Annotated in this window: 15 protein-coding genes and 1 pseudogene; 7 read left to right on the top strand and 9 right to left on the bottom strand. The window is 60.0% G+C overall.

Annotated elements, in window-relative coordinates:
- Nucleotides 1–238: 238 nt before the first annotated feature.
- The 3 genes from VT03_RS17060 to VT03_RS17050 form a co-directional block, all read right to left on the bottom strand.
- Nucleotides 239–1,243: a DUF1559 domain-containing protein gene (locus tag VT03_RS17060; RefSeq protein ID WP_075094096.1), complete on the bottom strand. Its 1,005-nt coding sequence runs from the start codon at nt 1,241–1,243 to the stop codon at nt 239–241.
- A gap of 220 nt (nt 1,244–1,463) precedes the next feature.
- Nucleotides 1,464–2,339, bottom strand: coding sequence for a transglutaminase N-terminal domain-containing protein (locus VT03_RS17055; protein WP_075094095.1), 876 nt, complete (start codon nt 2,337–2,339; stop codon nt 1,464–1,466).
- A 13-nt stretch (nt 2,340–2,352) separates the two neighbouring features.
- Entirely contained in the window at nt 2,353–3,216 is an 864-nt protein-coding gene (locus tag VT03_RS17050) for a transglutaminase-like domain-containing protein (RefSeq protein WP_075094094.1), read from the bottom strand.
- A 123-nt stretch (nt 3,217–3,339) separates the two neighbouring features.
- Between VT03_RS17050 and VT03_RS17045 the strand changes: the two genes are divergently transcribed.
- The gene (locus VT03_RS17045) at nt 3,340–4,296 is read left to right on the top strand and encodes a mannonate dehydratase (RefSeq protein WP_082846288.1); all 957 of its coding nucleotides are present in this window, start codon (nt 3,340–3,342) and stop codon (nt 4,294–4,296) included.
- Nucleotides 4,297–4,461: 165 nt separating this feature from the next.
- Here VT03_RS17045 and VT03_RS17040 read toward each other — a convergent pair whose 3' ends face one another.
- The 3 genes and pseudogenes from VT03_RS17040 to VT03_RS34740 all read right to left on the bottom strand — a co-directional run bounded on the left by VT03_RS17040 (nt 4,462) and on the right by VT03_RS34740 (nt 8,309).
- Nucleotides 4,462–5,718 (bottom strand): tyrosine-type recombinase/integrase, encoded by a 1,257-nt coding sequence (locus VT03_RS17040; protein WP_082846287.1) that lies wholly within the window; start codon nt 5,716–5,718, stop codon nt 4,462–4,464.
- 403 nt (nt 5,719–6,121) lie between these two features.
- The gene (locus tag VT03_RS17035; protein ID WP_075094091.1) at nt 6,122–7,177 is read right to left on the bottom strand and encodes a hypothetical protein; all 1,056 of its coding nucleotides are present in this window, start codon (nt 7,175–7,177) and stop codon (nt 6,122–6,124) included.
- Between the two features lie 172 nt (nt 7,178–7,349).
- Nucleotides 7,350–8,309: pseudogene (locus tag VT03_RS34740) on the bottom strand (IS630 family transposase).
- A 289-nt stretch (nt 8,310–8,598) separates the two neighbouring features.
- Here VT03_RS34740 and VT03_RS17025 point away from each other — a divergent pair.
- The 6 genes from VT03_RS17025 to VT03_RS35265 all read left to right on the top strand — a co-directional run bounded on the left by VT03_RS17025 (nt 8,599) and on the right by VT03_RS35265 (nt 14,098).
- On the top strand, nt 8,599–9,708 hold the full coding sequence (locus VT03_RS17025; protein ID WP_075094089.1) for a DUF4236 domain-containing protein: 1,110 nt from the start codon (nt 8,599–8,601) through the stop codon (nt 9,706–9,708).
- Nucleotides 9,709–9,762: 54 nt separating this feature from the next.
- On the top strand, nt 9,763–10,440 hold the full coding sequence (locus VT03_RS17020) for a vWA domain-containing protein (protein WP_075094088.1): 678 nt from the start codon (nt 9,763–9,765) through the stop codon (nt 10,438–10,440).
- Between the two features lie 15 nt (nt 10,441–10,455).
- Nucleotides 10,456–11,214 carry a PP2C family serine/threonine-protein phosphatase gene (locus tag VT03_RS17015; RefSeq protein WP_075094087.1) on the top strand — a complete coding sequence of 253 codons (759 nt, stop codon included), beginning with the start codon at nt 10,456–10,458 and terminating at the stop codon, nt 11,212–11,214.
- Complete coding sequence (locus tag VT03_RS17010) at nt 11,207–13,249, top strand: helix-hairpin-helix domain-containing protein (RefSeq protein ID WP_075094086.1); 2,043 nt, start codon at nt 11,207–11,209, stop codon at nt 13,247–13,249. The genes VT03_RS17015 and VT03_RS17010 overlap by 8 nt, the downstream gene beginning before the upstream one ends.
- Before the next feature lie 179 nt (nt 13,250–13,428).
- Nucleotides 13,429–13,959, top strand: coding sequence for a recombinase family protein (locus VT03_RS17005; protein ID WP_197488979.1), 531 nt, complete (start codon nt 13,429–13,431; stop codon nt 13,957–13,959).
- A gap of 13 nt (nt 13,960–13,972) precedes the next feature.
- Nucleotides 13,973–14,098 carry a recombinase family protein gene (locus tag VT03_RS35265; RefSeq protein ID WP_410000375.1) on the top strand — a complete coding sequence of 42 codons (126 nt, stop codon included), beginning with the start codon at nt 13,973–13,975 and terminating at the stop codon, nt 14,096–14,098.
- A gap of 287 nt (nt 14,099–14,385) precedes the next feature.
- Here the strand turns inward: VT03_RS35265 and VT03_RS17000 are convergent, their stop codons facing one another.
- Genes VT03_RS17000 through VT03_RS16990 form a run of 3 tightly spaced genes read right to left on the bottom strand, consistent with a single transcriptional unit; the run spans nt 14,386 to nt 18,503 of the window.
- A complete protein-coding gene (locus VT03_RS17000; RefSeq protein ID WP_075094085.1) occupies nt 14,386–15,102 on the bottom strand; it encodes a hypothetical protein in 717 nt (238 codons plus the stop codon).
- Between the two features lie 3 nt (nt 15,103–15,105).
- Complete coding sequence (locus VT03_RS16995; RefSeq protein WP_075094084.1) at nt 15,106–17,358, bottom strand: Mov34/MPN/PAD-1 family protein; 2,253 nt, start codon at nt 17,356–17,358, stop codon at nt 15,106–15,108.
- A complete protein-coding gene (locus VT03_RS16990; protein WP_075094083.1) occupies nt 17,355–18,503 on the bottom strand; it encodes a hypothetical protein in 1,149 nt (382 codons plus the stop codon). The genes VT03_RS16995 and VT03_RS16990 overlap by 4 nt, the downstream gene beginning before the upstream one ends.
- Between the last annotated feature and the right edge of the window lie 866 nt (nt 18,504–19,369).

Raw genomic sequence — 19,369 nt, 5'->3', positions numbered from 1 at the left:
AGTGAGTCCTCAACGCCGGTTCCACAAAGGGGACATCCGCTCTGTCCCACGGTTCCTCACAGGAGTGCCTCCGGCGGCAAGGGGGTGAGACCCCCTTGACCCCAGCGGCCGTCGCACGTTGGGTTTGAGCTACCAGCGCCGTGCCGGCAAGAACGGTGTCAAAAAAACTGAGGGGTAGGCCGGTCCCCAAATGCGGACCGGCCTACCCCTCGCATATCTTTGCCGCGGACCGGCTCCCCTAGAACTCGGACAGCTTCTCCCCACCAGCCCGCGTGCCGAGACCGCGCCACACGTCAAAGGCGATGTTGTCGCTGAACGACTTCACCGAACCGTCCACCAGCACCGAGTTGACGAGGCCGTTGTGGAAGCTGCGGGAGGTCAGCACGGCATAGCTCGCCGACGTCGTGCTGCTCCCCTCCTGCCGTGAGTTGAAGTCCGAGTTGTAAGTGACGCCCATATAGGAGTAGTTCACCCGCGTGTTCGGCGTCAGCGTCGTCGTGAAGCCGCTGTGATGGCAGTGGCCGTTCGCCCACTCCGTGTGGCCGGTGCCGTCCGCGGTCGCCGGCTGGAGCCGGTCCTTGACCCCCGAATCCGCGATGACCGCGACTTCCGCCGGGGTGTTCGGGACGGTCGTGCTGGGGGGACCGCCGTTGCGGGTGTAGGCCTGCCAGGTGTGGACCTCCGACGCCAGGAGCGTGTTGCTCGTCCCGTCGGTAAAGCTGCCGGCGTTGAGGTTCGAGTTCGGATAGGTGAATCCGTCGCCGCCGCGATTCGTCGCCGGGTCATAGACGAACCAGGTGCCGAAGTTGAAGCCGTAGCTCGTCGGCAGCAGGAAGATGCCGCCGCCGGCATCGCGGGCGGTTCCGGCCTTGGCGTCGCTCTGGCAGGCGTAGTTCGGGACGCGGAAGTTGCTGATGACCGGGAAGGCACTCCAGCCGACAGCGAGGTCGATCTTGTTGTAGAGGTTCGTCTGCTCCATGTAGGGCATCAGCCGTCCATGGATCGACCAGGTGCTGTTGTTCGACAGCGTGTTATTGACGCAGGCGCTGGGCGGGAAGAGAGAGAAGGTCGACAGGTAGTTGTGAGAGGCCAGGCCGATCTGCTTGAGATTGTTCTGGCACTGCGACCGCCGCGCGGCTTCCCGGGCCTGCTGCACGGCCGGCAGCAGAATCGCCACCAGGACGGCGATAATGGCAATGACGACCAACAACTCGATCAGCGTGAAACCCGATTTCTTCTTCATTGTTTGCCCGGAGCGACAGCGTGTGGAAACTTTTCGCCCACAGCAAATGGCATCGCGCTGAGAAATTACGATTCCGACAGGCTTCGGCTTGAGAAAACGTTAGGCGGCGACACACCGCCGCTTGAGCCGTCGCGGCGCAACGGACATTTCTTCGCCATCGCCGGCGACAAAATGTCCGTTGCGTCTAGTTTCCAGCCTGGACACGGGATTCCTTCGCCCCTTATTCAGCCACCCGGTCCAACGGGATGCTCGTCTGGACCGTGACCGTGAGGCCGAGGAAGTCGGCCGAGGTCCCCCCGAAGACCCCCGAGATCGGCATCACTCCTCGCGGATGATTGCTGACGCCGACAACCACATGCTTCAGCGACGTCGGCTCCCCGATCGTCGGATCGAACCCGCGCCAGCCCAGGAGCGGCAGGTAGTACTCGATCCACGCGTGCGTCGAGGCCCGCCCCGCCAGCGACGCCGGACAGTCGAGATATCCGCTGACAAACCGCGACGCGATCCCCAGCTGCCGGGCCGCGTCCATCATCAGCGTCGCCATGTCGCGGCACGAGCCGCTTTGAAGCTTCAGCGTCTCGGCCGGAGTCTGCACCCCCTTCTCGGGCCGGCGGTTGTACTTGATCCGCTGATGGACGATCGAACCGAGCGCCAACAGGACCGCCTCGGCATTGGTCTGGTCCGGCGCCGGCATCTCGCGATCCATCCACTGCCGGACCGCGGCCGCGTCGTCCGGGTAGGAGGGAAGCAGGTAGGCGTCCGTCACCACCGATTCGAGCCGGTCGTAGAGGACCGGCATCGGGACCGTCCAGGGCTCATGCGGCTCCTCCGCGGGAAACGGGACCTCGCGATGGAGTACGACCTCGCTGTGGATCTCGAGCCGGTCGGCCGGCTCGAGGAAGTGGACGAAGGCGACGGAGTTCCCGAAGACGTCGCGGGTCCAGGTGACGTGGTTCCGAGGAAAGATCTCCAGCGTCATCCGGAGGATCTGCTGCTCGTGCCCTTCCCGCGGACGGAGGACCAGCCGGTGCCGCCCGAAAGTGACCGGGCCGGAATAGCGGTAGATCGTGCGGTGATCGATTCGGAGCGTGGTCATCTCTTCTCCCGATCTAACGGGGGGACGCCGCGTCCAGCGAGATGCCCTTGCGGGCGAGTTGCTTCCTGCCGAGGGGAGCATACTTCTGCCCCGGCCCGAGCTGACAGTCGACGACCATCCGCTCGCACCGGACCGAACCGAAGATGCTGGCGACCGCGGCTTCGGCCGCATCGCGACCCGTCCCGATCCGGACCAGGCCGTTGAGATGCGCGAGCCGCGTGGCGTCGAAGATCATCCAGCGTCCCCCGACGTACGCCTCGAAGCAGGCGTGGAAGTCCGGGGGATCGAGCTGGTAGGCGTAGCCGGAGAAATACCGCGCGGGGATGTTGAGCGCGCGGCAGAGCGCGATCCCCAGGTGGGCGAAGTCGCGGCAGACACCGGCCCGCTGGGTGACGGTGTCGTAGGCGGAGGTCTCCGAGTTCGTCGAGCCGCGGACGTATTCGACGTTGTCGTGAATCCAGTCGACGATGGCGACGACCCGCTCGTACGGGTTGGCGATCTTGCCGAAGAGGTCCCACGCAAGGCGTCCCAGGCGGTCCGACTGGCAGTAGCGGCTGGGGAACAGGAACGGGATGGCGTTGCGGTCCATCTCCGCCACCGTCTCGTCGTCAATCTTGCCTGCCGCGAGGAGCTGGTAGTCGCACTCGACCTTGGCCTGATACTGGATGGTGAGCCGTTTGCGGCGGCCGGTCTCCAGCCGGAGAAAGCGGTTGTCGCTCCCGCGGAGATGAAACTCCTCCACCCTCACGTGGGGGTCGATGGTGAATTGCTCCTCGAGAATCGTCTGGGAGGCGTTCCGCTGCGCGTGGAGGTTCAGGATCAGGGTCGAGGGGAACTTGACCGCGTACTCCAGCGTTGCCGAGCAGAGAAAGATCATGGTGTGGCATCGAAAGGGGCGAACTCAGTTGTCGTGGCCTCCTGGAACTGCAAATGTCATGCGCATTGAGCGGCGGCCTTCACGCGGATTTCTCGGACAGCCTGTTCCTAACTCGGGGATCTGATGCGTCTTGCAACAGTCCTGACACCGATCAATGAGGCCAACCTGCAACTGGCCGCCCAATGCGGCGTGACGGACCTCGTTTCGCGCTATTTCGGGCCGGAAATTGCCTCGCTGGAGGCAACCCAGCGGTTGGCCGAGCGGCATGGCCTGCGGGTGTCCGTTGTGGAGGGTTATCTGCCGATCGAACGGCTCAAGCTGGGGACCGACGACGGGACCGAGCTGGCGGCGATGAAGCGGCTCCTTCGCCAGATGGGGGACGCGGGGGTCCCGCTCCTCTGTTACAACTTCATGTCCGGGACCGACTGGGTGCGGACGAAGCTTCACGCGCCGGCCCGCGGCGGCGCGACGGTGACGGAGTTCCGGCTCCAGGATGTCGAGCGGGCGATTTCGCTGAATGCCAATCCGACGCCCGTCAAACCGTTGGTCACGGCCGAAGAGCTGTGGGTGAACGTCGAGCGGTTCCTGCAGGAGCTGCTTCCCGTTGCCGAGGCGGCGGGGGTGACGCTGGCGATGCATCCGGATGATCCGCCGCTGCCGATGTTTCTGGGTCGGGCGCGGATCATGAACACGGTCGAAAGCTTCGAGCGGCTGATGGCTCTGGCTCCGAGCTCCCGCAATGCGATCTGTTTCTGCCAGGGGACGTTCGCCACGATGGGGGTCGATATCCCGGCGACGATCCGCCGGCTCGGGTCGCACATCCGGTACGTGCACTTTCGCGATGTGGCGGGGACACCGGAGTCGTTCGTCGAGACGTTTCATGACGACGGGCCGACCGATATGGCGGAGGCGATGCGGGCGTACCGGGCGATCGGGTTCGATGGTCCGCTCCGGCCGGACCATGTGCCGGTGTATGTCGGCGAGGAGGGGGAGCCGGGATACACGATGCTGGGGCGGCTGTTTGCGTACGGCTACATCCGTGGGCTGATGCAGGCGACGGCGCGGGATAGTGGTCTGTGAGAGGTAGCCCTATACCACGGTGTCGAACCGCGTCCTCTCCATTGCATCTTGCCTCGCCTCCGGAAGAACCGGCCAATTCACCACTTGTGGCGTTGGCGTTTCGCTCCGATTCGACGTTGTGCCAAGAGTGTGCCATCAATACCTCGCTGCAGGCGTTGGTCACAGTCACACAGCCGCGGTCGGGCCTCCTGACGGGGGGGACTGGCCGGGACCGACGTTGGTCTCCGGCGACACGGTCATCGAGACTCGCGCCATCTGGCGACGGGCCTCGTCGTGATCGAGATGGTAGTAGCGGCGGACCATCGCCGCATCGGCGTGCCCGAGCCACGTCATCACCATTCGCTCCGCCGTATTGCTGTTGGCGCAGCGGGAGCAAAAATAGTGACGAAAGGAGTGTACGCGACCATCAATGAATCCTTCCTCGCCGGGTGCGCTGGGGAAGCGCCCCTTGATAGGTTCGAGCACATCGCGGATGAGAATTCTTCTAACCGTGTCCGGCTTGAGACGCCCGCCCCGGGGACCGGCGAAGACATGCTTGCCGGTACGCGGGAGACGATGAAGCACGGGGAGAAGGTCCGCATGAATCGGGAAGGACCGGCTGCGATGGTTCTTTAACGTTCGCTTCTCTCCACCGGTCTTGGCCTGTCGACTCTCATCGACCAGGGTAATTCTCCCCTCCACGAGATCGATGTCCGACCACCTCAGATTGGCCGCCTCGGAAATCCGCATTCCCGTGTGGCCCAGCGTGAAGCAGAGGTCTCCAAGCCAGGTGAGTTCTGCAGACTGGCGGCAGTGCTCAATGATCGCCGTGAACTGCTCGACCGTCCAGCAATACCGCGTCGAGTCATGATTTTTCCTCAGCGGATACTTGAAGCTACAGGACTCGGGCAGGTACTTCTCATCGATGAGCCATTTGTGAGTCTGTTTGACTGTGGAGAGCTCCAGACACTGAGTTGCATGGGCGTATCCCTCTCCCTCAAGCCAGCGAGCGTACTTAGACAAAATGTCCTTGTTGACCTGGTTCCAATAACCAACCGAGACGGTCTCTGCGAAGGGCAAGAATTTGTCGAAGACCGCTTTGTACCGCTGCCGGGTCTTCGGCCGGACGCCATGTGCAATCGACGGTCGAGCAACGTACTCCTCATACAGCCGCCGGCCCTCCGCGAGGGGCAGGCGGTTGTCGCCCGAATTCCTAGCCACGAACTCGCTGACGGACAGCAATCCTTCCTTGACTGCCATCTGGCGATCTAACGCATCGAGAGCATGTCGAGCTTCCTCACGGCTGCCCGTTCCGAGGGAGCGACGTCCAAGGGTTGGCAAAGAACCTCGGCCATCCGCGTAGTAGACAGCCCCCCGCTTATACAGCAGCCAGACAAAGAACTCGGCATGGACTTTCTCCGGTCCGCCTTTCCGCTTTGACATGTCGTTGTCCTTTCAGATTATTTGAGGTGGCGTGTCCAGTGCGGCGTGGTGCGTGCGTGCCGCAGCTGTTTGGGCCGAGTCTGTTCCGGCGGTCCGAAGTTGGACGGCCCAGATCGAAGAGCCGATGCGGGAACGCGAATTGCCGTCCGCGGCCCGCCGGGCTGGTAAGTCGGCAGAGAACCGTCGCGGATCCTTCGGCGTACAGTGGCCAGAGAGAGTCCGGCTCGCTGAGCAAACTGGGCCGGAGTCAAGTACTCCGGTTGGGAGTCCGTCCCCATCGTGGTCATCCTCATCCGTTGCGTTGGAGCTCGATTGGTGAGCTCAACGACGCACGTAGGATGGCCCGGAATTGATTCTGTACTAGGACACGGTTTCGCCGAGGAGTGTCATACTTCTGCCCGGTTCAGATACCGCGGGACTGCCATTGAGGGCCTAGACGGCGACCGATCAGTGCGAGGTCGCGTTTGATCGTCCGATCGCTGATCGCGAGATACTCGCCGAACACCGCCCCCAAAAACTCGCCGGATCGCTTCACGGCTTCTGGATGCCGCTCGAACAGAACACGCATGTAGTGATGCAGCCGGTAGACCCGGGAATACTGCGTGATTTGGTTTGTCCCTCGCTTGTCGCCGCCACAAAGCCGAAACCAGTCCGCAAGGTGTGGCGATTCTGCCTGCGACTGCATCGACGATTCGCGACGCTGACGCCTCAGGACATCACGATCTGGAATTGGGGTCGTATCGGGATGGGAAACAACGATGCCCCTGTCTTCGACCAACGCCGCATCCCACTCGGGCATCAACGACGGGACCGATGCGGCCACCGGAAACACCGTCATCAGTCCGTTGATTGCCTGCAGTCGCCACCGTCGGCAGAACTCACCCACGGCAAGAGAGTGCCGATCGGGAGACGACTCCGGTTTCAGAAGGGGATTCTCGGGGGCGATGGGTTCCCGTTGAGGGGGGAGAGGCGTCGGAAGCGGCCGGGCGTCGGTGAAGGTGCCGAATTCCTTGTCCAGGGCTTGGAGTTCGCCACGAAACACGGGATTCGTCCAGAGCCAACCGAGGTAACCAACAATCGAGTCCGCCGGCTTCTGCGCAGCCTGATACTCTCGAAATGAAACCGAGTGCCCCCACTCGGCGCGAGACTCCTCGAACATCTTTTTGAACGCGGGCGAGATTTGCGGAGCCTCGAGGCATACGTCTTGGATGGGAGCGCCAGCCTGAAATCCGACGGTGTTTCGGAGGGCCAACTGCGTGATGGCCCGCTCGTTCTCGATCCAGGGTTTCCAATCCGGTCGTCCATGACGTCTCAGCAGATCGCAGAGCCGCTCCGGCAAGATGTAGTAGTATGAGTACTTCAGCTCCGGATGAGAGGCGAAGAGATCGACGAATTCGTACGCCGTCGCCTTCGGAGTCGTGAGGCAAGCGAACACAGGAGTTTGGTCGGCTGAGTCCATGGCATGTCTCTTCGTCAACAAGCGGGAAGGTGACGGCTTCATGCCTGAGGGCGTGACGCTACGTCGACGAAGCCCGTTTTGCCAAGCCCTGAGGCGGAAATGCGGTCCGCCAGAGGCTAAGCAGCCCAGCAAAGAGACTTGACGCGTTTTGGCGGCGAATTTAGTCTCGTTTTCACGGCGGTGTAACGGCGGGCTTGGAACTGGGGTGGTACCCGCAATGGGTGATGTAGCGGCCACATTCGTCCGCGGAGAAGCGGTCAAGAATCTTCCCCAGCAGTTCCCACAGCCCCTCCACCGTCCGTTCCTTGGCACTCCGCAGCAGCCGCTTCAGCTTCGAGAACACCAGTTCGATGGGGTTCAGGTCTGGACTGTACGGCGGTAGGTAGGCCACCCGCGCTCCGGCCCCCTCAATGGCTTCCCGCACACCCAGCACCTTGTGCGAGGCCAGGTTGTCCATCACCACGATGTTGCCAGTCCGCAAGGTTGGCACCAGCTGTTGGCGCACGTAGGCCAGGAAGATCCGCCCATTGATGGCGCCGTCGATCACCACCGGCGCGGTGAGTCCCTCTAGCCGGAGTGCCGCCACGAACGTCGTGGTCTTCCAGTGCCCATGGGGGACGGCACCGATCAGCCGCTGGCCCTTGCGGCTGCGGCCATATCGGCGGCTCATGTTCGTCGAGGCCCAGGTCTCGTCGATAAAGACGAACCGGCTCATGTCCTCTGGACTCAGCGCGCTTTGCCACTTCCGCCAATCCGTGCGTTGGCTGGCGACGTCTGGCCGGTCCTGTTCCGCGGCGCGGAAGACTTTTTTTCAAGGTGAACCGGAGGGCGATCAGCGCCCGGGAGAGAGTCGGGATGCTGAGGGGAATTTCCAGATGCTCTTTGAGCTCCGCGAGCGTGGCATCCGGCTGGTCCGTCACGAACTGCTCAATCGAGTCAGCATAAGGTTGCCATTTGGGAGGAGACGTCTTCGGTCGCCGGGGAGCCGTTTCACCGCTCTCCCGCCGTCTCTGGCGGAGGCGTCTGATCCAAGACTCACTGCGTTGTACTTCACGGCAACCTGTCGGGCCTCCATCCCAGCGTCGCAGTCGGCCAGCACCCGGTTCCTGAGATCCATCGAGTAAGCCTTCATCGGCAGCCTCCTTGAGGTTACCTGTCTTACTCAATTCCCGCGGATGGCGCTAGAGACTGAAGAGAACCGCTCTAGCTCGACCCCACCAACCCGACCGCCCCACCTGGCATTGTTCGATTCCCGGACGCCGGGGCCTCACTCAGAGCGGATGGAGGACTCGAAAAAGTCGGGCAGCCGTCACTTTTACTGCGTGACGCAGTGGGGTAGCCTAGCGCTACGCAGGTCGCTCTGCCGACCTTGAGGGCAAAACAGTGCCAAGTCCGATCTCCTCGTGCATTGAGCGCGCCTCATGGGACTACTTCTGAGACGATCAGTCCGTGTCGGGCCCTTTCGGTTCAATCTCTCTCGGTCAGGACTCGGTGTGTCCACCGGAATTCCAGGATTTCGAGTGGGGATGGGCCCACGCGGCAACTACGTTCACATGGGATGCGGGGGCCTTTCCTATCGAACGTTGATCCCACGTGCGTCCTCCCCTCGGAGTCCGGCGTCGTCGCCCCGACGCTTCTTGAACGCCACGACTCCTCCTGCTGCAACGACGCACGCCCCGCTGACGCCGCTCGTATCCGCAGATGTCACGCAGTTGATCGATGGCTCTTCCGACCAATTGCTCGACGAACTCAAGACCAAGCACGCCAAGTTGGCGATTTGCCCCTTAGTCGTGCTTGTCGCAGTTGCCGCCGTTGTGATGGCGGTCATGTCTGGCCGACCGACTTGGATGACAACGTCACTCGGTGTGATGGGAATCGGAGCGGCAGTCCTAGCTGCGCAATGGGATGCATTCCGGAAGACGACGGTCCTCTTCTACGAATTCGATCCGCAGATGCAGGCTCTCTACGAGTCGTTTGCCGCGGCAATGGAGAAGCTGCGATCTTGCTCGAGAACGTGGCATATTGAGGCTTCCGGACCTGTGCACGATCGCAAATATCATGCAGGGGCCAGCCAACTGGTGAGCCGCCGTGCAAATCGCATTGCGCTAGGGACGCCGCCATTCGTGAAATCGAACATCGATGTGTTTGCGATTCCCTTCGGACGGCAGACCCTGTACTTCTTTCCGGATCGTATTCTCATCTTCTCTGGCGGCGAACTCGGAGCCGTCGCCTACTCGGACCTTTCGCTTCAGGCGAGCCAGAATCGATTCATTGAGAGCGAGTCAGTCCCCCGGGATGCCAAAGTCGTCGACCGAACTTGGCAGTACGTCAACAAATCTGGGGGTCCTGACAGAAGATTCAAGGACAACCGTGAGTTGCCGGTCTGTCTCTACGAGGAACTCGTGTTCATGAGCAGAACGGGACTCCAGCAACACCTGCAGTGCTCCGGCTTGGGAGCGGGACCTGATCTCGCCCGAAGCTTGGCAACGCTCTCGCAGAGGATGCCTGTAGAAACGCGCCGCCGCCCTTGATGTTCCGTTCAACAACTCAATCGATAGTGCAGAAGACGGAGGAGGAGACTGCCCGTGGATGATCAGATTCCCTTTGGTACAAATGACTTTGCCCTAAACCCGGAGCCGCGGGTTCCTTGTATCCTGTTGCTCGATGTTTCCGGATCGATGGCAGGCCAGCCGATCTCTGAACTGAATGATGGCCTCACTGTCTATCGAGATGAGTTGGCTGCCGACGCATTGGCATCTAAACGGGTCGAAGTGGCAGTTGTCACCTTCGGCGGCAAAGTCTCAGTCGATTGTCCCTTTACGACGTCGGAAAACTTTGTCCCATCGCCCCTCCACGCGGATGGAGACACGCCGATGGGGCAGGCGATCATGAGCGCAATTGATCTGCTTCGCGACCGGAAGGCTGAGTACAAGGCAAATGGGATCTCCCACTATCGCCCTTGGATCTTCTTGATCACCGACGGAGGCCCTACTGACGGTAATCTTTGGAAAACAGCAGCCGAGGAGATCAAGCGAGGCGAACAAAGTAAGTCATTTGCCTTCTTCGCTGTGGGGGTCGAAGGTGCGAACTTTGAGGTTCTGAATCAGCTTTCGAACCGGCAGGCACTGCGGTTGAAGGGGCTTCGTTTCAGGGACCTCTTTCAGTGGCTCTCGCACTCCCAGCAGTCCGTGTCTCGCTCTTCCCCGGGCGATGCTGTTCCGCTCGAGAATCCGACCGGGCCTGAAGGCTGGGCATCGATCTAAGACCAGGGGAACAGAATGTGGAAGTTCGTTGGTGCGAGCGTTCGCGGAACGTCCCATATCCGGACGGAGACGGCTTGCCAGGACTTCTTCCGCATCGAGCAGACTCATACTCATGCGGGAGACTATCTGATCGTTACGTGCGCGGACGGCGCCGGCAGCGCGAGCTTTTCGGAAATTGGAGCTCGGGTCGCCTGCGAACGGGCCTGTGAGGCGAGCAAGGCGCTTCTCGACGAGCGACCAGCGGAATTACTCGCGCGAGCAGATCTGATTGCTGTGTTTCGAGCGGCTCAGCAAGCGATTGCTGACGCGGCTGCGTTCCACCAGAAGCCTCTGAGAGATTTGGCGACGACTCTAATCCTGGCAATTGCCGGAGAGTCGCAAACAGTTTTCGCTCAGATCGGGGATGGCGCTTCGGTCTATGTCGTCGACGGAACGTACCACATTGGTTGTTGGCCGCAGACTGGCGAGTACGCAAACATCACGACTTTCGTCTCTCACTGTGATCTCGAACAGTCGCTCGTGTTCCACAGCTGCGGCCGTATCGATCGCCTTGCCGTCTTTACGGATGGGCTGCAGCTCCTGGCCCTCGACGTAGCGAAGCGTGAAGCATACGCCCCCTTCTTTCATTCGATGTTCGAGCATCTTCACAGAGTGGATTGCGCTGAAAGTCTTCAGGAACCGCTGTCTCGATTTCTGGAGTCGAAACCAGTCATCGATCGGACGGACGACGACAAGACTCTCGTCTTAGTAACGCGGAGGAAAACGAATGAGTGAGCGATTCGTTGATCATCGAGGTCGACGGATCGAGCTTGGGAATGTCATCGGTAAAGGAGGAGAAGGAACGGTCTACGAGGTCGTGGGCCAAGTTGGTGCCGTTGCAAAGCTCTACCACTCGAAGACAGTACCGGACATTAAGGCCGCAAAGCTCAAGGTGATGGTCGAGGCATCGAACGACCAACTCTTCAAGGTTTCAGCGTGGCCGAAGGCGACTGTTCATTCGGAAACAAACCGAGCGATTCGTGGAATCATCATGGACCGCGTTAGCGGGTACCGTGAAATTCACACGCTCTACAGCCCGGCTCATCGGAACAGCGCGTTCCCGAAGGCGGATTGGGGCTTCTTGCTTCGAACTGCTGAAAACTTAGCGAGGGCGTTTTCGGTGCTACACCGGAACGGTCAGGTTATTGGTGATGTGAATCAGAGCAATGTGCTGGTGGCCTCGGACGCCCTGGTGAAGCTGATCGACACCGATTCGTTTCGAGTGAGCTTCAATGGTCGCTCGTTCCCCTGTGAAGTGGGTGTCCCTCTTTTCACCCCTCCCGAATTGCAGGGCAAGAATTTCCGGGACGTCGACCGCGCGGAATCGCACGATCTTTTTGGCCTGGCGGTGTTGATCTTTCATTTGCTTTTCATGGGACGTCACCCCTTTTCGGGACGATCCACCGGCTCAGGAGATGGACCTACCATCGAGCAAGCGATCAGCGAAGGGCGCTTCGCATTTAGCGTTAACGCCGCAAGGCTTCAGATGCAGCCGCCGCCCCATGCGCCGCAACTGACGCTGGTTCCCCGACCAGTGGCCGAGCTGTTTGAACAGGCCTTTGCGGTTCCGGCTGCAGCTTCCTCGCGCCGTCCGAGCGCACAGCAGTGGCTTGACGGTCTGTCGCGCATCAGCGGGGAGCTGAACGTCTGCAAGACCGACCGAGGCCACCGATACGGAAGGCATCTCTCCTCCTGTCCCTGGTGCGACCTTGTGACGCGCGGGTCCCCAAATTTCTTCGTAACCGTCTCGGTCCAAGCGACCCTGCACTCTGGTCCCCGAACCATTGCGTCGTTTCAACTTAGGATCAACGGGCTAAAGATTTTGGAGCGATCCTTTCTGACAGCCTCCTCGGGAGTTTCCAATACCGCCCCTCCTGAGATCGTCATTCCGCCGGAGATCCCGCTGCAGCGTCCCATCACTCAGACTATTGCCGTGTGTGTCGCCGTGATTGGAATCCTCCTCTGTTTCACCACTTTGATTCCGATCGGACTCCCGATTGTCTTTGGGATGGCCATTTGGTGGGCCGTTATGGAGCTCGACGCTCGCGATCGCTATCGAGGCGCCAACTCGATGCGCAACGAGCTTCTTGCTCGCCTCAGACGGTCTACTCAGGAGATGCGAAGGGCAATTGAGGTCGCCGAATGGGAGCGAGCCGAGGTGAAGAAGGACATCTTGAGCCGTGTTGAGAGAGGCAAGACGGGGCTGGGTGAAGTCGTTCAGCGTGCCAAAGCGGCGTTCACTCAGTACCAAAGGCTGGATGGCGAGTTTGCTGCGCAGCGCTCTCAGCTTGAGATGAAGAAGAGGGAACTACAGCTTGATGCATTCCTGCGACAATTCTTCATCTCGGATGCGCAGCTCCCGAAAATTGGCCTTGGGCGAGTGGCGACGCTCGAGAGCTTCGGCATCGAGACCGCGGCGGACATCGAGGATTACGCACTCTCGCTCGTCCCGGGTTTCGGCCCAGTTCTGGCTTCGACGCTACTTGCCTGGCGTTCCGCTCTGGCAAGTCAGTTTCGATTTAACCCGTCAACGGCCTTACCCCAAGGAGAGCTCAACCGTTTGCTTCAGCGGCAAACCCAGCAGCGAAACCAAGTGTTCAATCAGGCGGCTGTTCTGACCTCTGAGGCCGAAAGATGCTGTCAGCGCGTGAACACCGAACTTCAAGGATGCTGGTCACAACACGATGAGCTGAGTCGCCGCCTCGCAGACATGACGCACCGTTGGACAGCGGCTGATGGCGCTCTCGCACTTGCGACACGACGTCAGTGAATCCGCAGGGCACGGCACATTCCGAGTAAGAGTCGACGCGGTGGACACCATCCAAGATGAAGGTACTGTGCGCCGCAGATGGCCGACAGGGCCGTCTGACATCGTAAGAGTTACACACAGTTGGTCGTTCGTTGAAGGATGTGTAACACTTGCCTGTCCAACCACAGCGAGGGGCAGCCATGAAGCTCGTGACCTACATCCGTGTCAGCACGCAACGCCAGGGCCGATCGGGACTTGGCCTGTCGGCTCAAGAGAACGCTGTCCGCGAGTTCGCGGCCCAGCATGACGCAAAGATCGTCGGCAGCTTCACAGAGGTCGAGAGCGGCCGTGACGATGAGCGGCCGGAGCTTGCGAAGGCGATCGCCTACGCCAAGCGCCAACGGGCCACGCTGATCGTCGCCAAGTTGGACCGCCTCGCCCGCTCGGTTCGCTTCGTATCGACTCTTATGGAAAGCGGAGTCGAGTTCTCCGCGGCGGACATGCCTTTCGCGAACCGCCTGACCCTGCACATCATGAGCGCCGTGGCCGAAGACGAAGCTCGCCGGATCAGCGAGAGGACCACGGCCGCTCTGAAAGGCCTACAAGCGTCGTGGCGGGCTTCGGGGCGGCAGCCGGCCCGAGTGTCGGGATCTGACCGCAGCGGGCCGGAGACGAGGAGCCAAGCGGGCTGCCGAGGTGAACCGGGCCAACGCTGTCGCAGCGTACGCTGATCTCGCCCCGATCATGCGAGAGCTTCGGGATCAGGGACTCTCCCTGCGAGGGATCGCCGACCGTCTGAACGAGGACGGTCACACTACCCGCCGCGGACTGCCCTGGAATCAGGTGCAGGTCATGCGAGTCCTCGGGTAGGGGTGGGAGGGTCTTTTCGGCGGTGGACGGCGGGGCCGGGACACGGCCAATCGCCGCAGCAGTATTCGCGATTCGGGCAGATTTGCGGGAAGGTCCGACGCGGTCAATCTTACCGTAAGTCGAAATGCCCTCCTGCGAGCCGCAGGACGTCCGCTGCCGGGCCGTATGATCGCCGCAACGCTGGTGTCGATGAATCTCACGCGGGTCGCTGTGGGTAGCCTCCCCCTCGATGGCCGCAACCAGGAAAGCCTCAGGACGACTTTTCTCTGGCATGAGCATCGAAGTCGTTACGACTTAGTTGCCGGCTCGGCGTAATCCCGGAAGACCTCTTCCGTGTAGTGCTTGAAGAACTTGAGATACCGATAGAACAGGCCGACGGCGACGAGCACAGCAACGCCGGCCCAAACCAGTTTATCGCCGTCAAGGACAGCGCCAGATTTCAGCTTCAAATGTCGAACGGCTGCGACGAACAACATCGCGGCGGCGATCAACGATGCCATGCAGGCGTTCCGGCAGAACCCATAGACGTTCAAGAAATTGCTCAGTCGATCCGCCGTACCCTTATCGCGTTTTACGATGGTGTGGCAATGAAAAAACAGGCCACGACCGGGGCAATCTAATCCCGCCGCCTTGGCACGATCCAGGATCTTCTTCTGCGTCTCGACAGGGAACGGCTTGTAGAAAATCGGAAAAAGATAAGACCATCCCCCAACGGTCTCGATGAACAGCGTCTCCTCTGGGGACTTCAGGACGCCTCGAAGGAACTTGTGCTCCAAGAAGTAACTCGACAGGTTCGCAACTATGTGGCCGAGCACATAGGCCCCAAGGGTCAGGAACACGATCATTCCTGGAGGTAGCTTATCCTTCTGGAGCCAGCCGAGATCGAACGCGTAGTCTGCAGCGCAGAGCACGATGAAGCCCGTCGCGAGGAAGGCGAAGAAGTCGTAGACAGAAAAAGGGATCTTCACGCTGTCCTCACTCTGATGCTCGTCCGAGTTGTGCATTGTCTAAGTTCCGGCCCTCCACCCACCGCTTCGTAGCATCTGGCCAAGGTACCACTCTGTGTAGCCGTGATCCCCAGCGATACCCATCAACGCCGGAAGGCCAGCCACGTCCATGTTCTCAGTCAGCCAACTGAAGACCTTAAGATCGTCGTCACTCGGCAGGCAGGGGCAGCCGGCTGGATGAGAGTGCCACTCCCCGACATATTCGATTTGGCCACCCGTCATCTCCTGGACCTTGTCCACCTGGAACTTCAGTCCCTTCATCCCACGAATGTACAACGTCGGCCATTCTTCGCTGTCGGGGGGCGAAGGGATCGTATCGACTACGTAGACAATCTTTCGAGCCAGATCGTAGGAGCCGATCAGCACACCGCCGGTTTCGTGTGGAAGTTTTGCGAGCCGAAGTTTCGCGATTCGGGCCGTCAATTGGTCATCCACGACCAGCGTCCATTCTCCGAGACGGCTTCGCTTCGATGACGACACCGCTACCCGAAGGTGACGGACTTCGAGGCTCTCCGGATCAGAAGTCCAGATCCGAATTTCCGCGTTCGCACCTTGGACAGCATCACGAATCGCTTTCGCGGCGATGGCCGCATGCATTGCGACTGCGTAATTCGGGATCGTCGAGCTGACGTCTCGGCATGACCTAGCATATCGAAGGCGACCGTCTGGCGGTGACAGGTGATTCTCCAGCTCAGCGGTCTGGCAGATCGCTCGGTAATACTGCATCTCCAGGAAATCCAGCCCAATCGTTCGCGCTGTGTCCTCCACGAGCAGCACGAGGTCCGTCCCCCGGGGATTTAAGAACGCTGCAATCCGCCTCCCGTTGCTCTGGACGTCATACGTGAGATGGCGAGAAACCGGAATAGACGCGGCGAGATCAAGCACCAGCTCTGCTTCGGCCAACTCCTTGTCGAGCTGCTGCTTTTTGTCGTCAGGGCGGAGCAGATCAGCATCGATCCATTTCAGATCACCGTCCCGGTCATAGAAGCTCCGCAACTCGATGGCAACTGGCAGAGCTTTGGGGAAACCGATCCAGCGGTTGTCCAGGGCGTGGCGGGCGACGTTATGAGGTAGGAGAACATCCTTGTCGACTACGCACCAGGCCCCAAATCCCGACTGAGCCAGCAGACGCAGAACTTGGGACCCGAGAGCCCCCGCCCCGATCGCAATGCTCGGACGGAGATCGGAAGTGAGTCCGCTGGATATTGCCGCCGTCTCTGCTGAAAGGTGGAACAGAGGAGACAAGATACTCAAGCCAATGGCTTGTCCATCGGATTTCGGATCTCGAAGGATTGGTCGGCCGTACGAGTGCTCGGCGAGCTTGTCCCAAAGGCCGATTGCGACGCCGACATCACCAACACTGCGGGTGGTCAAGAAGACCCACAAATCACTGCTTTCGATCGTTTCCTCACCGTTCCGTGTCAGTGGGAACGCGACGACCAGCAGGATTTTCTTGTCCAGCAATTCTTTCTTGTTCCAGTCCTCCAGCTTCTTGTAGAGGAGTTCGACAATGGGGACACCGGCCGGCTTCAGGAACTCATCCAGTTCCTTGAGGTTCTTCGGAGCATGGCGAATCGCACCATGCATCTGTGCCTCTGCCACGAAGGAGAGTGCAAGGAACGGAAGCCCCCCGGCTCCTTGTCCCTTCTCGGCGCGAAGGAGCCGGCAGTCCTTCTCGTTCGTCGCGAAGGAGACCTTCAGTTCCTCGAACGTTTCGTTGCTCTCGCCGTCAAAGAAGTCGAACGGAAGGACAATCCGATAGCCGTTTCCGAGCAACATCGGTTCGAGTGGCTGATCATCCTGGTGAAGGGTTCCCTTGGCGGTCTCCGCCAGCCAAAACCTGATTCGCTCGACGACGCTGGCTGCCGTCCAACGGATTGCAATCTGTTCCCAAGGCTGATCGTAGAGACACAGGCTGCGGGGAAACTCCTTCTCCCGCACGTTCGTGTGTGAGACTCGTGGGAAGTTATCGCGAAGTGCGAGCACCTCGGGGTACCAATTGTCGGAAGGAAGGAACGTGACTGAGATCCGCTCCTTCTTCCGGATATCGTTCGCAGTCTGCTGCGGCCGTTCTACCTCGACGTCGAACACGACGGTTTCGGCGAGGTCATCGCCGTCCACGTGCTGTCGACATTCGACGAACTCAACATAGGGCAGCCCATAATCGGCCACAGCCGCCGCAAGCGCGATTGCTCGCGGGATTTGGAGTGCAGCCCGGTCTGCGATGATGCCACTTGGTTCCAGGTAGTTCACTTGCGTTTCCCGGCCCGAGGAGCACTGACAGTCGTAACGGCAGCGGCACCGACGGCAATCCGCTTCTGAAGCATCGCCCCCCGTCTTGTGATCTCAATCGTGATCGGTTCAGGACTGGCGACCTTGGGATGTTCCATCGTTACCTTCCATTCGCCGTCTTTCGGATTGACCACGTCTTCCACATAGTAGTTCTTCGCCTGCCGGTGAGGCGGTTGAATGTCTTTGTCTTCCTGAGTGCCCTTCGCCGGAATAGGCCAACTCGGCGAGATGATGATGCACCCGCGGTTAGACTTTTCTTCAAACAGCCACTTGGTGGCAGCGACAGGCGTTGTCTTGTCAACGCCCTTGTTCTCCTTGGGGCCGAGCGTCAGATATGAGCAGTGGTGAGGCAGTTTGAAAATGTCCCACTCCAGCCGCTCTTCTCGCTTGTGGTACTTAGTGATGTTGACGATCTCGGTCCAATCTTCGTGGTCCGCATCCGAGCCGAGGATGGCACGTGTAGTGGTGCCGAGAACATTGAACGTCGCCTGCATGACAAGCGAGTCGCGATTGCGGTCGAAGAGCACCCCATCTTGCCGAGAGGCAAACGGACTGTGGACGAAGAACTCGACGTTGTCGGCGGCAAGACTCAACCCGGGCGCAAGCTCACCGGCATCCTTGAAGAACTGGTCGCGATCCTCCAACGTGAGACCCTGTTCTTCGAGCCAGTCCTTCAGGGCTTCGGGGCGTGAGAAGACGCAGATGCCGTATCCCTTCTTGAGCCGGTGTCGAGCCTCTGCCTGGAGGGCCTTTGCACCATCACCAAGATCGTTGCGACACTCAGTGATCGCGCCGGCCGGCACCCACAACGTGTCGATCTTGAACCGGCCATCACCCTGGTACTTCTTGGCGTGATCGAGCCAGAAGAATGTTTCCGCCTTGCAGGTGTGGTCGTTGTCGAGGTGCGTGATCGCAACGATCTCGTAACTGGTTTTGTCTGCGGCTTCCATGTCCTCCCGCAGCGTCGTGCAGAGGTCGATCCGCTTGTCATCCTGGTCGTCCGGGTTCCCTTCATCGCCGAAGTCGAACAGGATCTTCTTCCCGTTCTCCAGATCAATTAGGCATGAATCCGCGTTGCCCAGGGGATAGAACGTCATCTTGTGCATTTGAAACTCCCAAACCAATGGTCACTTGGATTCGGGAGGCACCATGCGCACCGCAAATCCGGCAGTAGATTGATCCCGTACACGCAAACCGTTTTGCACAAAGGCCTTGTAAGCCCCTGTAGCCCCTGGTCCGCATCCTCAACTTCCATCACGGCCGCAATGCAGAATCGGAAGCTCCGCTTCGACTCTCATAACCCGTATTTTACGCGTGACTGTGGCTTCCCATCGCCGAAAAAAAATGTTTTTCAGCGCCGACAGCGTAGGCGACGTCTACGCAACCACCTCGATCGCATCATCTTGTGATGATTTTTCAGAAAACAAAAAGTGGTGATCAAATGCCACGAATGACCATGTGTCCAGTTCTGTAGTCGAAGACCTCGCTCTGTGTCCGATGATTGCAGCTTTGGGGCGAGTTAAACGAAAACACCCCGATCATCTGACCGGGGTGTCATTCGTAGGGCGTGAGTCGTTCGGTTCCGCTCCGTTGTCGTCCCTCCAGCGTCTGCGCCATCGCAACGAAAATCGCCTCCACCTCGTTAGGTAATGGTGTGGAGGCGATTTTCGTGAGGGCGGCCCTCAGTGAAACTGAGAGGGATGGCCAGCTTAGAATGAACGAGACCAGCTCGAAGCTGGTGCATCCAGTGGTGCATCCGGAGTCCGAAGAAGTCGTAAGTTCTTGCAGAATCGCGTGTTGGAATTCTGGTTCGTCAGATTGTGGATCTGGTACGCCACGTTCCGGAAGTATGCGGCTGGCATTGAGGCGTCGTGTAGACGGGCGGCGGAGCCCCTTCCAACATAGGAACCGCCAACGCCTTGAACTGCAGGCGCCACCATGAATGGCCATACCTTTACGCAATGCCCTGTTC

This window comes from Planctomyces sp. SH-PL14, from assembly GCF_001610835.1.
Lineage (GTDB): Bacteria > Planctomycetota > Planctomycetia > Planctomycetales > Planctomycetaceae > Planctomyces_A.
This window is presented reverse-complemented; position numbering and strand designations above follow the sequence as displayed.